11 protein-coding genes are annotated in these 14310 nt (G+C 42.1%); 5 read left to right on the forward strand and 6 right to left on the reverse strand.

What is annotated here, in order from left to right; genetic code table 11:
• Positions 1 to 188 precede the first annotated feature (188 nt).
• The gene (eno, locus tag AACS98_RS22485) at positions 189 to 1478 is read left to right on the forward strand and encodes a phosphopyruvate hydratase (RefSeq protein ID WP_066384317.1); all 1290 of its coding nucleotides are present in this window, start codon (positions 189 to 191) and stop codon (positions 1476 to 1478) included.
• A gap of 96 nt (positions 1479 to 1574) precedes the next feature.
• Here eno and argC read toward each other — a convergent pair whose 3' ends face one another.
• A complete protein-coding gene (argC, locus tag AACS98_RS22490; RefSeq protein WP_066384319.1) occupies positions 1575 to 2633 on the reverse strand; it encodes an N-acetyl-gamma-glutamyl-phosphate reductase in 1059 nt (352 codons plus the stop codon).
• Between the two features lie 395 nt (positions 2634 to 3028).
• Here argC and ribBA point away from each other — a divergent pair, with 395 nt between their 5' ends.
• Positions 3029 to 4717 (forward strand): bifunctional 3,4-dihydroxy-2-butanone-4-phosphate synthase/GTP cyclohydrolase II, encoded by a 1689-nt coding sequence (ribBA, locus tag AACS98_RS22495; RefSeq protein WP_066384456.1) that lies wholly within the window; start codon positions 3029 to 3031, stop codon positions 4715 to 4717.
• A 263-nt stretch (positions 4718 to 4980) separates the two neighbouring features.
• Here the strand turns inward: ribBA and AACS98_RS22500 are convergent, their stop codons facing one another.
• Positions 4981 to 5853 carry a peptidoglycan recognition protein family protein gene (locus AACS98_RS22500; RefSeq protein ID WP_066384321.1) on the reverse strand — a complete coding sequence of 291 codons (873 nt, stop codon included), beginning with the start codon at positions 5851 to 5853 and terminating at the stop codon, positions 4981 to 4983.
• A gap of 688 nt (positions 5854 to 6541) precedes the next feature.
• Here AACS98_RS22500 and AACS98_RS22505 point away from each other — a divergent pair.
• Positions 6542 to 7468 carry a cobalamin-binding protein gene (locus AACS98_RS22505; protein WP_066384326.1) on the forward strand — a complete coding sequence of 309 codons (927 nt, stop codon included), beginning with the start codon at positions 6542 to 6544 and terminating at the stop codon, positions 7466 to 7468.
• 10 nt (positions 7469 to 7478) lie between these two features.
• Here AACS98_RS22505 and AACS98_RS22510 read toward each other — a convergent pair whose 3' ends face one another.
• Positions 7479 to 8195: a class I SAM-dependent methyltransferase gene (locus AACS98_RS22510; protein ID WP_066384329.1), complete on the reverse strand. Its 717-nt coding sequence runs from the start codon at positions 8193 to 8195 to the stop codon at positions 7479 to 7481.
• 307 nt (positions 8196 to 8502) lie between these two features.
• Here AACS98_RS22510 and AACS98_RS22515 point away from each other — a divergent pair, with 307 nt between their 5' ends.
• Positions 8503 to 9540, forward strand: coding sequence for a hemolysin family protein (locus tag AACS98_RS22515; RefSeq protein ID WP_066384331.1), 1038 nt, complete (start codon positions 8503 to 8505; stop codon positions 9538 to 9540).
• Positions 9541 to 9692: 152 nt separating this feature from the next.
• Here AACS98_RS22515 and AACS98_RS22520 read toward each other — a convergent pair whose 3' ends face one another.
• The 3 genes from AACS98_RS22520 to AACS98_RS22530 form a co-directional block, all read right to left on the reverse strand.
• On the reverse strand, positions 9693 to 10703 hold the full coding sequence (locus tag AACS98_RS22520; protein ID WP_066384333.1) for a serine/threonine protein kinase: 1011 nt from the start codon (positions 10701 to 10703) through the stop codon (positions 9693 to 9695).
• A gap of 242 nt (positions 10704 to 10945) precedes the next feature.
• The gene (locus AACS98_RS22525) at positions 10946 to 11848 is read right to left on the reverse strand and encodes an alpha/beta fold hydrolase (RefSeq protein ID WP_066384335.1); all 903 of its coding nucleotides are present in this window, start codon (positions 11846 to 11848) and stop codon (positions 10946 to 10948) included.
• Positions 11849 to 12039: 191 nt separating this feature from the next.
• Positions 12040 to 13083 carry a mechanosensitive ion channel family protein gene (locus tag AACS98_RS22530; protein ID WP_066384337.1) on the reverse strand — a complete coding sequence of 348 codons (1044 nt, stop codon included), beginning with the start codon at positions 13081 to 13083 and terminating at the stop codon, positions 12040 to 12042.
• A gap of 217 nt (positions 13084 to 13300) precedes the next feature.
• On the opposite strand from AACS98_RS22530, the gene AACS98_RS22535 reads away from it, so the two are divergent.
• A complete protein-coding gene (locus tag AACS98_RS22535; protein WP_066384342.1) occupies positions 13301 to 14218 on the forward strand; it encodes a histone deacetylase family protein in 918 nt (305 codons plus the stop codon).
• The last annotated feature ends 92 nt before the right edge of the window (positions 14219 to 14310 follow it).

Consider the following 14310-nt stretch of genomic DNA (forward strand, 5'->3'; position numbering starts at 1 on the left):
ATAACTAATGACTATTGACTATTGACTATTGACCAAAAAATAATCCAAAATCCAAAGTCCGCCTATTTAAGCCCATCTCTGGAAATCTTCATTTAATCTCAGCCAATAGTACGCCAGAGCAATTATGCTAACGATTGGGTTGAGCTACTAGATTTTGTCCAATCAACGGTAAGAAGGAGCAAAAACTAATGAGTAACATTGTAGATACTGCTATTGAAGCAATTGTAGCCCGTGAAATTCTCGATTCGCGGGGTAGACCAACTGTAGAAGCTGAAGTACATTTGCTTAGTGGTGCTGTGGGATTGGCACAAGTTCCTAGTGGCGCGTCTACAGGTACTTTTGAAGCCCATGAACTACGAGACAAAGATAAAAGCCGTTACGGTGGTAAAGGGGTACTCAAGGCAGTACAAAACGTTAATGAAGTATTTGCCCCTAAGTTAATTGATTTGGATGCCCTCAACCAAGAACTGATCGACCGGACAATGATTGCGCTGGATGGTTCGGCGACTAAATCTAACTTGGGCGCGAATGCGATTTTGGCTGTGTCCCTCGCTGCTGCTAGAGCCGGGGCTGAGTCTTTGGGAATTCCTCTCTATCGTTATTTAGGTGGCCCTTTGGCGAATTTGCTGCCTGTGCCTTTGATGAATGTCATTAATGGTGGGGCGCACGCTGCTAATAACGTAGACTTTCAAGAGTTTATGATTGTCCCCATTGGTGCGCCTTCCTTCCGGGAAGCTTTGCGCTGGGGTGCGGAGGTGTTTGCTACCCTCAGCGAAGTGCTGCATGACAAAGGTTTATTGACTGGTGTCGGTGATGAAGGTGGTTTTGCCCCTAACCTAGAATCAAATCAAGTGGCTTTAGAATTGTTGGTGGCTGCTATCGAAAAGGCTGGTTACAAGCCTGGGGAACAAGTGGCGTTAGCATTGGACGTAGCAGCTAGCGAATTTTACAAAGATGGGCAGTATGTCTATGATGGTAAACCTCATGCGCCCACTGAGTTTATTGATTATTTAGCCCAGTTGGTGGCTCAATATCCGATTGTGTCGATTGAGGATGGTTTGCATGAGGAAGATTGGCAGCATTGGCAATTGCTCACCCAGAAGATTGGTTCACGGGTGCAGTTGGTTGGGGATGACTTGTTTGTAACTAACGCTACTCGCTTACAAAAAGGCATCCAAGAAAAAGCCGGGAATGCCATTTTGATTAAACTCAATCAAATCGGTTCTTTGACTGAGACTTTGGAAACAATTGACTTGGCAACTCGTAACGGTTTCCGGTCAGTAATTAGCCATCGTTCCGGTGAAACAGAAGACACCACAATTGCGGATTTAGCTGTCGCTACTCGTGCAGGACAAATTAAAACCGGTTCTCTATGTCGTAGTGAACGGGTAGCTAAATATAACCGCTTACTTCGGATTGAAGATGAATTGGGCGATCGCGCCGTTTATGCTGGTGCTGTAGGCTTAGGGCCGAAGTAGTTATTGGGGACTGGGGACAAATCAATTCAAAATTCAAAATTCAAAATTAATGAATTGTTGAATTCTTGAAAAAATCTCCCCTGCTCCCCTGCCCAATTATGGATAAAACCCCACCTTGGGTAAACCCAAGGTTTCATCCCAACCCATCATCAAGTTGAAACACTGAATAGCTTGACCCGCTTGACCTTTAATCAGGTTGTCAATGGCTGAGATGACAATTACACGGCGAGTACGTGGGTCAACTTCTATACCTATATAACAAATATTAGTACCGCTAGCCCATTTTGTATGCGGGTAAATGCCGCTATCACAGACTTTTATCCAGGGAGAATTACGGTAAAATGCTGTATAAATTGTTATAATATCATCGCCTACTAAACCAGGATCGCGGAGTGTGGCATAAACTGTTGCCAAAGTTCCCCGCACCATTGGGACAAGGTGGGGAGTAAATTGGACTGTGACTTCATGACCTGCTAGTTCGCTACAAATTTGTTCAATTTCTGGGGTGTGGCGATGACGGGTAACGCTGTATGCTGCCAGGGAATTATCGGCTTCGGCTAACAATAAGTGGGTTTTGGGTTCTCGCCCGCCGCTTGATGTACCAGATTTAGCATCGATAATCGCTGTTTCGGGGACAATTAAACCTTGCTTAAATAGTGGTAAAAGTGCGATCAGACTGGCTGTAGGGTAAGCACCAGGACAGCCAACCAGTTGGGCATCAGCAATGCGATCGCGATACAGTTCTGGTAATCCATATACGGCGGTGGCGGCTGTATCATGGTCGCTTCTTTCTTTACCATACCAACTGGTATAGGTTGCCAAATTTCTGAATCTATAGTCTGCACTCAGGTCGATTACCTGGCATCCTTGTTCTAATAAAATGGGTGCAATTTGGCAAGCATGACCATTTGATAGTGAAAGAAATACCACTTGACAACGACTGGCGATAATTTCGGGTTCGATAGCCTCGATTGGCAATTTGACGACATTTGCCAAATGAGGGTAAGCAGTCGCCAATGACTTTCCGACAATACTATCTTCGCCTAAATAAACTAACTCGACTTCGGGGTGTTCCAGTAGTAATCGTACTAATTGCAATCCGCCATAGCCTGACGCGCCAACAATCCCAACTGGTACGCGTCTTAAATTACCCATGATCTCAAATCCTTATCCGCTTTTGGTTAATCTGTTGTGATCTGCCAACTACTAGCTACCAGAGGCGAAACTGAGAAAACGCCACAGAAGCCCAGCACCAGAGCATATTCAACGACACTGCACTAAAGCCCAATTTTAACGGTAGAGCTGACGCACAAGCATGAAAAAACAATGGCAGAAGGTTACAAAGGTATATAAAACCTTGGCAAGCCCATACTTTCACATTGCTAGTTTATATTTCTGCTGCATAAAGCAGCTACAATTTAAAATAAGAATTTGTTAAAAAAATTTACTATTGCTAGTTAAAATTCTCTGTGTCACAGTCTAAAAATACACAGCAGCCTGAAAACGCTCCCATTAATAAAGATTATCCCAATCCAGATATAGCTCCTCCAATGGAGGAGGCGAATCACGGTGTTACCTCTGCAAATCCAAATTTTATGTTTGATTCTATTGATGCTGCTTTGACAGAACTCAAGGCTGGTCGCGCCATTGTGGTGGTAGATGACGAAAATCGAGAAAATGAAGGCGATTTGATTTGTGCGGCTCAGTTTGCTACGCCTGACATGATCAATTTTATGGCAGTGGAAGCTAGAGGATTGATTTGTCTGGCGATGACAGGCGATCGCCTGGATGAACTCGATCTACCCTTGATGGTAACGAACATCACTGATCCCAATCAGACGGCTTTTACAGTCAGTATTGATGCCGGGCCGCATTTAGGCGTATCCACGGGAATCTCCGCCGAAGACCGCGCCCGCACTATCCAAGTAACTCTCAACCCAGGCACAAAACCATCAGATTTACGTCGTCCTGGTCATATTTTCCCGTTGCGGGCTAGAGTTGGTGGTGTCCTCAAACGTGCTGGACACACGGAAGCAGCTGTTGACTTAGCGCGATTAGCCGGATTATACCCAGCCGGGGTGATTTGTGAAATTCAAAACCCCGATGGTTCAATGGCACGGTTGCAGCAGTTAATTGATTATGCTAAACATCACAATCTCAAAATTATCAGCATTGCTGACTTAATTAGTTATCGCCTCAAACATGACCGCTTGGTATATCGGGAAGTGGTAACTAAGCTACCTAGTCAATTCGGTCAGTTTGACATTTATGCCTATCGTCACACCCTAGATAATACTGAACACGTTGCCATTGTCAAAGGCGACCCGGCTAACTTTAAAGATGAGCCAGTCATGGTGCGGATGCACTCAGAATGTCTCACAGGCGATGCTTTGGGTTCTTTGCGCTGTGACTGTCGGATGCAGTTGCAAGCTGCACTGAAAATGATTGAAACGGCTGGTCAAGGTGTAATAGTTTACCTGCGCCAAGAGGGACGAGGTATTGGTTTAATTAACAAGCTAAAAGCCTATTCTTTGCAGGATTTAGGTCTGGATACGGTAGAGGCGAATGAGCGTTTAGGATTTCCTGCCGACCTGCGCGATTATGGTATGGGAGCGCAAATACTGATGGATTTAGGCGTGAAAAAGATACGCCTGATTACCAATAATCCCCGGAAAATCGCCGGAGTGAAGGGTTATGGTTTGGAAGTGGTTGACCGTGTGCCGTTGTTAATCGAAGCCAATGACTACAATTCCTATTACTTGGCGACTAAAGCCAAAAAGCTCGGTCACATGTTGTTACAAACCTGTTTGGTAACAGTCGCAATTCATTGGCAAGATGACCCGCAATTGGTAACAAAACGCTACGAGCGTTTAGAGAAATTGCGGCATTTAGCGAGGAGTTATGATTTATTGTTACAAGAAGAAGCCCGTCCTTTAGCGATCGCTTTATTTGATGAGCCATCGTTAACAGTACACTTGGGTTTTGACCAACCAAAATTAGCTGCTGCTGACTGGTATCAACAAGACGGACATCCTTACCTGCAAGCCATTTTGCAAATTCTGGATAACTTAGCCACCTTACCTTACGTGCAGAAACTCGAATTTTTGATTTCTTCTGGTAGCGATCCCCTGAGTAATTTGCAAGTCCAGCTAGACAGGCAAACCATCCCACAGGGAGAGTTACCGTCTTCAGTAGGCGATCGCCTGGAAACACAGAAAATTTATAGTTTTATCAGGTAGGACGAGAAACCTCACACTCCATTATCTGGGGTGCGTTAGTCAACTGCTGAGATACCCAAAAATTATTCGTACTGATGCACCCCAATAACACACATCTTGCACCTATTCCTTAATGATAATTTTTGTAGGGTAGGCATTGCTTGCAAGTTGTTCAAACCCTTAATTTTAGGTTGTTGGGTGTGCATCGCCTGGAGCTTATTGAGAATGGTGCAAAATATGACCTAACAATCTATATAATTGATTTTTTTGTGTTCCCTAAAGCATTAATTACCTGCCCGATAAACTGGATTGATTTGGCGATAGGTGTTAAGCCAACTGAAGAATCTATCACTATCAAAACTAAAAGGATCAGCTCTTTCTCCAGAACGATCTACTGCTTTATGGGTAGTAATCCGATCCTCTGGTATTTGGCTTTGGGCAATTAACCAAGCTAAAGATTGATACTGCGCTTCTGTGTAACCACTATGAGATGTTATCAAATTATTGCCGCGCCCATCTGGTGGTGTTTCTAAGGAAACGTGGTAAGCAAAATTATTGACAGATGGTGGTAAATTAGGGTTAGTTTTCACAGTTTCCGGGCCATTTGCTCCCTCAAATACTGAGTTAGCGGCACCAAACGCCCGCTTGTCTGGAGGGACAAGATAAATTACAGTACCGTCTAACTCAACTATGGCGTGATAACTCGCTTGCCAACTTTCATCTTCATGGGGTGTTTGAAAGAAATTAACCGCGCTACTAGCTGAATTACTCGTTTCGTGAATGACAATAATTGGTTGATTATTTAAAACTACGCCGTTAACATCTTGAGTATATCTTTCTCCGTAGTTACTGGGGTCTACAGCAGCAATTTCGTATCTTGGTCTATATCTGTTAAAAGCTTCAGTAGTTATGTATCTTCCAGAAATAGGATTCGGTTTAGTTGGAGATGCCAGTAAACTTTGTTGTTGGTTAACTTCAGTCTCAACCTGCTGAATTTGTATTTGTGGATATTGACTCCAGGTTGTAATCTCTTGATTTGAGGATGTAGTTGTATTCTCTGGTAACTGTGTAACTTTCCCTGTGCTGAGTGCTAAAACTAAAGCAGATAACATGAAAAAAATGATTGATACTCTGCTAGCCCAGTTTCTAAAATTCATTTTTTTTATGCTTAATCAAGCAGTTTTAATTAATCTTAATATATCCTCTTAATATAAAACAGAACAATAACATAATTACGTCTGCTAACAGAGCTATTTCTCTAGAGAGAGTTAAATATAAGTTAAGTATTTGTTAAGATAAAAAGTCGCTAACAATAGAAATCAAAAATCACAGGACTTACGCAACTGGCACATTATTAGGGTGCGTCAAAGTAGATTATTTTTGACATCTGACGCACCCTAAAAGAAAGTTTCATGATGACACTTGCGTAAGTCCTAATACCAATTTTCTATGAAGTTGCATCAAATCAATGATTTAGAGACTAAGCATAGCTAGTCTCTACAGTGCAAAATAAAGTGCATCTGCTGCAACACCCCATGCCTAAAGTCAAGGGCTTCCGCAGCGAGGAGGTTCGGTAAGTCCTAATACCAATTTTCTATGAAGTTGCATCAAATCAATGATTTAGAGACTAAGCATAGCTAGTCTCTACAGTGCAAAATAAAGTGCATCTGCTGCAACACCCCATGCCTAAAGTCAAGGGCTTCCGCAGCGAGGAGGTTCGGTGAATTTACAGGTTCACAAAAATACGGATGATTGCTGAGGCATTATCCTCTAGAAAGATACTTCCAGAGTAGAATTTTGCAACAATTGAATTAGTGATACAGCAGCTGTATTAAAGGTGTAGCAATGAAAAATGAGAATGTGAGAATTATTTCGTTGATTCCCAGTGGAACTGAGATTTTAGCAGCCTTGGGCTTAACGGATGCCATTGTCGGGCGATCGCACGAATGTGACTACCCGCCAGAAATCCAGAATCGCCCTGTTTGCACCCAGACACGCTTACACACCGATGCTTCCAGCAGTGATATACACAATGGAATGAATAAAATACTGCAATCGGCTCTCAGTATCTATCAAATTAAGACCGATGTTGTCGAGAGGTTAAAGCCTACCCATATTATCACGCAAGACCAATGTGATGTTTGTGCTGTTAGCTTTCGAGATGTGGAAAAAGCAGTAGACGAACTCACCCATACTTCACCTGAGATTATTTCTTTACAACCTAATCTACTAGAGGATGTTTGGAATGACATTGAACGAGTCGCTCATATATTTGGTGTAGATGCTGTCCACGTATTAGAAAACTTAGAAGCGCGTGTCAAAATTTGTCAGCAAAAAATCCAGGGACTTTCCTTAGCAGAATTACCTAATGTTGCCTGTATTGAGTGGACAGATCCCTTGATGGTAGGAGCAAATTGGATTCCTGAATTAGTCAACTTAGCCGGAGGACAATCACTATTTTGTGTCACAGGTCAACCTTCCCCTAATTTGCGATGGGAAACACTGTTAGTGAGTAATCCAGATATCATAGTATTTATGCCTTGTGGTTTTGACTTAAATCGCACTCGTCAAGAAGCCAAACTATTGACGCAAAACCCAGAGTGGCAAAATCTCCATGCTGCCAAAACTGGTAGAGTCTACATTACTGACGGCAATGCTTACTTTAACCGTCCAGGCCCCAGACTGGTAGATTCTCTAGAAATTATGGCAGAAATTTTACATCCAGAAATTTTTGATTATGGCTATAGAGGCACAGCTTGGGAACGGTTATAACTCAACTTGCTCAAAGCCAACCACCAAAAACAGCAAAACCGTAATACTTCCAAGGTACAGCCACCGTCTTAAACCCAGCCTGAGTCAGCATTTGCAGGTGGGTTTCTAAAGTAGCGAGTTGGTCTTGACTGGAGTACCCTTGTGTGCTGCTTTGTCCGACTTTCGCGCGCACCTCTGTTAAATTAATTCGTTGCTGGTTTGCCCATTCCTCTCGTGCCGCTTGATACATTTCTGCTAAAGTAGATGATTCTGGTAAGGTAGGGTCAGCATTCCAAAAACAACCATTGGGATGCAGGCTAGCAGCAATACGTTGAAATAACTTTAACTTCATTTCATCTTGAAGATGGTGAATTGCTAAGGATGATACACAACCATCCAACTCTCTGCCTATATTTAATTTTTCTGGATTAATTGCCCAGTCACCAAAATCTGCTTGTACCCCAGTCCATCTTTGCCCATACCCAGCACTAGCAATTTTAGCTTGGGCAAATTCCAACATCCTGGGTGAATAATCTAAGGCTATAACTTGAGCGTCGGGACAGTGTTTTAGTAGCTTCAGACTCAACTCGCCAGTGCCACAGCCTAATTCTAAGATGCGACTACTCCTAGATGGAAGACAACGGGTGATGACTGCCAGCATCTCATCATATTTTGGCAATAACTGGCGAATCCCGTTGTCAAAATCAGCAGTATTAGCAAATACTTCTCCAGGAAATATCTGTGACATATTCTGTCCATCAAGTCTTTCATCAATCAATCTTACAGCATGATGAGTTTTGCAGATGGGGCGATGAGGCTGGAGTTGTCAGCGTGGCGAACATTTATTCTAGTTAGGAGCGATCAGCCTACCCCTACGGGGAAGCAAGCTATGGGTAGCGTCTCGCTCCAGCAGCTTCAGCCATTAATCAACCGTTGATTAACCTGGGCGAAGGACGGGGTTTTAAACCCAGTTTTTCGATAACCAGCAAATACTGAAGATAATAAAGATAGCCACTCATTAAGGAGACGAACCATTCCCATCTTTGGGAAACAATATGCTACAGCTTATCACCATCGTCATTGTCGTCATTCTGGGTTCAGCATTATGCTCTAGTGTAGAGACGGCACTGTTTTCTGTATCTACCCTGAGAGTTAGACAATTAGCACAATCAAATAACCCTTCAGCCGTTGCACTTTTGGCGATTCGGGAAAATATGAATCGACCAATTGCGACTATTGTTATCCTCAACAACATTTTCAACATTATTGGCAGTATTGTCACTGGGAGTGTTGCTACTCAAGCCCTAGGATCTGAGTGGCTGGGTGTATTTTCCGCAGTCTTAACTTTCCTGATTATTATTTTTGGGGAAATTATTCCCAAAACCATCGGCGAGCGATATTCTGAACAACTCGCCATGCTGGCGGCTCTACCTGTAACAGCATTATCGATTGCCTTCACACCCTTGGTGTGGATTTTAGAAAACGTCACAGCACCGTTTTCTCAAGGTAAAAAAAGACCCACAACTAACGAGGCGGAAATCAAGTTATTAGCAAATATCGGTCAACAGGAAGGAATTATTGAAAGCGATGAAGCAGAAATGATTCAACGGGTGTTTAGACTCAATGATGTCACAGCCGCAGACCTGATGACTCCCCGGATTATGCTGACACACATACGCGGTAATCTCACCATAGCGGAGGCAAAAACAGATATCATCGCCTCTCAACATACTCGGATTCTTGTTACCGATGAGTCGATTGATCAAGTCATGGGATTTGCCTTAAAACAGGAATTGCTCACAGCAATGGTGGAAGGACAAAAACATCAAAACATCTCTACGCTGACTCGCAAGGTTCGCTTTGTTCCAGAGGTAATTCAGGCAGATAGACTGTTGAAAAACTTTATAGAAGCCCATGAACATCTGGCGGTAGTGGTAGATGAGTATGGAAGTGTTGCTGGTGTTGTCACCTTAGAAGATGTGTTGGAAGTAATTACTGGGGAGATTGTTGATGAAACTGACAGAAGTGTTGATTTGCAAGAAATAGCCCGCAAAAAGCGAGAAAAAATGTTGCAGTCTCTCAGTATTAAGTAGTTGGGTGTGGGGCATCAAATAAGTCAGAAATCAAAAGTCAAAAGTCAATAATTCTGGGAAAAATTATTTAATTTTGAATTTTGAATTTTGTAGGCGTAAGCCTTCCCGTAGGGTATTTTGAATTTTGAATTTATTTATCCCCCTCATCTCCCCTACTCCCTGACTCCAATTTCTTGGACTGGCTGGGCTGCACTATCCTGTTGTGACATGATTAAAGTTATTCCTGCCACTGCCAGCATTGCCATTGTAGCTAAACCTAGTACGGCTGTTTGCTTTCTTAATCTCACAGATGCCACTAAAGTTTCTATCGCATTGGCAGCAGCAGTAGGTTGTATTGGTTGTAAGGCTGCTAATGCAGTTGCTGCATTTGGGTAGCGGTGTTGAGATTTGGGTTCTACCATTTTGCTTAACCACCACTCAAAACGGGGATGAATGTGAGGTATTAATTTTTGAAAGTGAAAGCGATAATTACTGTCAATTAACTTGCTAATATTTCCAGAACGGGTGGCAGTGAGTAAGCAAATCAGAGTTGCACCTAAGCTATATAAATCTGAAGCTTGAGTCAGAGAATCACCGTTTTGTTCTTCTGGGGGCATGAAACCAGGAGTTCCTGCCGCCAAGCTACTCAAGGCCATTTTCTCACCCTTTACCTGAGCCAAATCAAAATCAACTAGGTAGGCATTCAAATGCTCATCTAGTAAAATGTTCTCTGGTTTAATATCCCGATGGATAATTGGGTCAACTTGTTGTTGTAAATAAACCAAAATTTCTAACATTGACACAGCTATTTGCTTAATTTCTTCTGGTTTAAAGCTGCGTCTTGAAGCCAGAGAAGGAGCGTTTTTATACTCTTGTATTATGTAAAAAACCGTAGGTGTAGCAAAAGAATTAAGATAGCGGGGAATACGGGGATGGTTGAGTCTTTGCAGGATTTCTACTTCTCGTTGATATGCTGTGACACCCAACCAGTCAGCACCAGCATGAGCAAGACTAAAGGCTTTAATTACTACCTGTTGATGAGAGTGGCTGACTTTAGCAAGGTAAGTGATGCGTCCACCTTCCTGATTCCGTCCCAGTTCTTGAAGCACTTCATAACCTAACGCAGAGAAATCTGGATGGTGAATTAAGGGAATTATCCCTTGATTACGCACATCAAACTGCATTAAACACCACCTAAGTTTGATTTTGTCAAGTGTATTTCACAAATGATAAGTATTCACCCAGATTTTTACTTGCCATTCTGCCTTGATGCACAAAGACGCATAGATGTTTAAGTGGTTATGGGATGCTGCCTGAAAACGTGATGTTGAGTGAAGACGCGAGGATAAATTTACGAGAAGCCGCTCTGTGAGCGGCTACGCGTCTCTACAAAATTGCTGAGGAAACAATACTAGCCTCAGAGTGTTTAACCTAAGCGTTGCTGTGCTAGCCAATCAATAATCTGGGTATTGACGATATCTGGTACTTCATCGTGGGGACAATGACCGGCTCCCGGAATGGGTAAGATTTTAATATCTTTGCCATTTTCCAGTGCCTGTTCGTAAATCTTCACCCCTGTAATTGGTGTCCAAGGATCATCAGCACCCCAAATTACTAATAATGGACGTTCTATTTGGGGTAATAGTTCCTCTGGTGCTGGCCCTGGGGGTGCTGAGAGAATGGAAGCGAAAACCTGTTGTGCGCCGGGGTCGCAGGATGGTGTATAAAGTAATTCAACTAATTCATCAGTAACAGCAGTGCGATCGCGGTAAACTTGGTAAAGGGTGCGGCGAATTTGCGATTTTTGGCGGATGCGGTTAAAGACAAATTTACCAGTAATGGGCGATCGCACCACTCGATTAAAAGCCGCCATGACAATTCTCAGAGGTGGGTTCAATTCATGGGGACGATGACTTAAACCACCAGCCGAATTAATTAATACACCACCAGCACTAATGTCTGGATGTTCTGCCAAGACAATCAAACTTAAAAGCGCGCCGATAGAATTACCAATAAATACCGCAGGTTGTTGAATATGGGCTGTCCAAAAATCCTTTAACAGTTCTACCCAAACTTCTGTACTGTACTCAATGGGTGCTTTATCCGAACCACCAAAACCCAAAAGATCCAAAGCAAAAACTTGGTATCCCGCACTGGCTAAAACTGGAATATTCTTGCGCCAATGTCCAATGGATGCGCCAAAGCCATGCACAAGTACCAACGGTTGTCCAGTACCCATGACTGTATATTGAATTTTGTAATTTCGCCAAGTCCAAACCAGTTTTTCAAAGTTACCCGTGGTTACTAGCTGCTGGGTGGTTAAAGTCATTATTAAGATTCCTATACTATGGCTTTATATACTAAAGTGTCTCACTTCTGACCAATCTCAGCAAAGTGCTATCTTCAGACCAGAAATCATCAGAAATCCCAATACCAACCATAAGATTTTACCCTGGTATGACAAACTTTCACAGGTTAATGGGTTATGGGGAGAGGTTGCCATACAATATCTCTACATAATCATGATTCTTCTAGATTTAATGTTCTCTCAGGACTAACATTTTCTTTGATATAAATATCTCGAATGGGGAAAGGAATAGAAATACCTTCTTCTTGATAACGTTTGTGCAGTTTTTTAATAAATAAATGTCTGCCAATCCGTTGATCAAAATATTCGCTAACCCGCATATATAATGTAAAGTCTATACTAAAATCATTGAAAGTATGAAATCTAATATATGGCTCATTGGCAATTAATTCCGGTGCAATTGATTGCATCACCTCATGAGCGACTTCTACAGTAACTCTTTCGACTTTTTCTAAATCACTATCATAACTCACACCCACTGTCATTGTTAAAGTTATTTCTTTGGCAGGGAGATGATAGTTAGTAAAAATTGTGGAAGCTAGCTTAGAATTTGGTACTATGATTACGTTGTTAGAAATTTCGCGAATAGTTGTATTGCGCCAAGAAATATCTGTGACATATCCCTCATTTCCATCATCTAATTTGATATAATCACCAGTTCGTACTTGCTTAGAAAGAATCAAGTAAAATCCAGAAAACAAATTAGCTAAAGTGTCTTGTAATGCTAAACCTACTGCTAAACCACCAACTCCTAAAGTTGTGATAATCGGTGTAATTTCAATCCCTAGGGTTTGTAGTAAAATTAAGACTCCCAAGCCCAAAACAGCAGCTTTAGCTAGGTTAGAAATTAGTGATGCTGTTGCTCTTTCTGCTGATTGAGTATATAAACTAACAAAACCCGCAGTTAATCTGGCCAAGACTAAGGTGACTGAAAACAGAAAGACAATTTTAGTTATTCTCTGTAATAAAAAGCTAATATCTGTCTTGATGGGCGCACTCACAATAGCGGCTGAAAACCCTGCAAGCATAAACCAAAGAAATGGCATACGTTGCAGAGATTTAAAGATGATTTCACTGCCAGGAATTTGTTTCTTAGCGGCAAATTTTTTCAGTTTATTGAAAATAACTTTTTCGCCAATTATGCCTGACAGTAAGCCAACTAAGGTGAAAGCTACAGGTAAAATCCAGTCCATCATCATCAATTTTGACTTTAAATATTGTATTGACAATTGAATGTAGACGCTGGTGCAATCTCATTATTGCAAAATTTTACCTCAATAATGACTTGGGGGAGAAACTGGGGAGATGAGGGAGATGAGGAAGCAGGGGAGCAGAGGGAGCGGAGGAAGCGGAGGAGAAAAGCTAATGACTAATAACTAATAACTAATCACTAATAACTCATGACTAAATAACATGGATTTACCAATTATTTACCATCCTGATTACGTTGCGCCACTACCTGAAGGGCATCGCTTCCCGATGGCGAAATTCCGAAAACTCTATGAATTGCTGTTAGCTGACGGTGTGGCGCATCCCGAACAGTTTTACACGCCTATGCGTCCTGACTCAGAGTTAATTGAGTTAATCCACACCCCAGACTATGTAAAAGCTTATTGTCAAGGTACTTTAGATTTTAAAGCACAGCGTCGGATTGGTTTACCTTGGAGTCAAGCTTTAGCTAATCGTACTTGTGTGGCGGTTGGTGGCACAATACTTACAGCCCAGTTAGCATTGAGTCAGGGTTTAGCTTGTAATACGGCTGGCGGAACCCATCATGCTTTTCCTGGTTATGGTTCTGGTTTTTGTATTTTCAATGATTTAGCGATCGCTTCCCGTGTTATACAAAAACAAGGTCTAGCGCAAAAAATTCTCATTGTCGATTTGGATGTGCATCAAGGCGACGGTACAGCGTTTATCTTCCACAATGATGACAGTGTTTTTACCTTCTCCATGCACTGCGAGGTTAATTTCCCCGGTACAAAGCAACAAAGTGATTTAGATGTTCCCCTACCTGTGGGTATGGAGGATGAGGCTTATTTACAAACATTGGCGCGTTATTTACCAGATTTACTCTCAGATGTCAAGCCTGACTTAGTATTTTATGATGCTGGAGTTGATCCCCATATAGGCGATCGCTTAGGTAAATTAGCTTTAACTGATACTGGGCTTTTCCGTCGAGAAATGCAGGTATTAACTACCTGTGTCAGTGCTGGCTACCCTGTCGCCTGTGTAATTGGTGGCGGATACGCTGATGATATGAGGTCTTTAGTTTGGCGGCATTCTTTAGTACATCGATCTGCCAGTGAGGTTTACCGCCAATATAAATTATAGTAACTTTATGCGTAATCTTACTGAAAACAAAATTTTTAGATATGTTTTAATGTAATTAAACTAAAGAACCCTATTGGCACATATAGGTTTTG

It is taken from the genome of Anabaena sp. CA = ATCC 33047, assembly GCF_963870205.1.
In the GTDB taxonomy this organism is placed as follows: Bacteria; Cyanobacteriota; Cyanobacteriia; order Cyanobacteriales; family Nostocaceae; genus Trichormus.

Bases quoted from the DNA above. Each gene is read 5' to 3' on its own strand.
- eno (WP_066384317.1), top strand. From the start codon at position 189: ATGAGTAACATTGTAGATACTGCTATTGAAGCAATTGTAGCCCGTGAA.
- argC (WP_066384319.1), bottom strand. From the start codon at position 2,633: ATGGGTAATTTAAGACGCGTACCAGTTGGGATTGTTGGCGCGTCAGGC.
- ribBA (WP_066384456.1), top strand. From the start codon at position 3,029: ATGGAGGAGGCGAATCACGGTGTTACCTCTGCAAATCCAAATTTTATG.
- AACS98_RS22500 (WP_066384321.1), bottom strand. From the start codon at position 5,853: ATGAATTTTAGAAACTGGGCTAGCAGAGTATCAATCATTTTTTTCATG.
- AACS98_RS22505 (WP_066384326.1), top strand. From the start codon at position 6,542: ATGAAAAATGAGAATGTGAGAATTATTTCGTTGATTCCCAGTGGAACT.
- AACS98_RS22510 (WP_066384329.1), bottom strand. From the start codon at position 8,195: ATGTCACAGATATTTCCTGGAGAAGTATTTGCTAATACTGCTGATTTT.
- AACS98_RS22515 (WP_066384331.1), top strand. From the start codon at position 8,503: ATGCTACAGCTTATCACCATCGTCATTGTCGTCATTCTGGGTTCAGCA.
- AACS98_RS22520 (WP_066384333.1), bottom strand. From the start codon at position 10,703: ATGCAGTTTGATGTGCGTAATCAAGGGATAATTCCCTTAATTCACCAT.
- AACS98_RS22525 (WP_066384335.1), bottom strand. From the start codon at position 11,848: ATGACTTTAACCACCCAGCAGCTAGTAACCACGGGTAACTTTGAAAAA.
- AACS98_RS22530 (WP_066384337.1), bottom strand. From the start codon at position 13,083: ATGATGGACTGGATTTTACCTGTAGCTTTCACCTTAGTTGGCTTACTG.
- AACS98_RS22535 (WP_066384342.1), top strand. From the start codon at position 13,301: ATGGATTTACCAATTATTTACCATCCTGATTACGTTGCGCCACTACCT.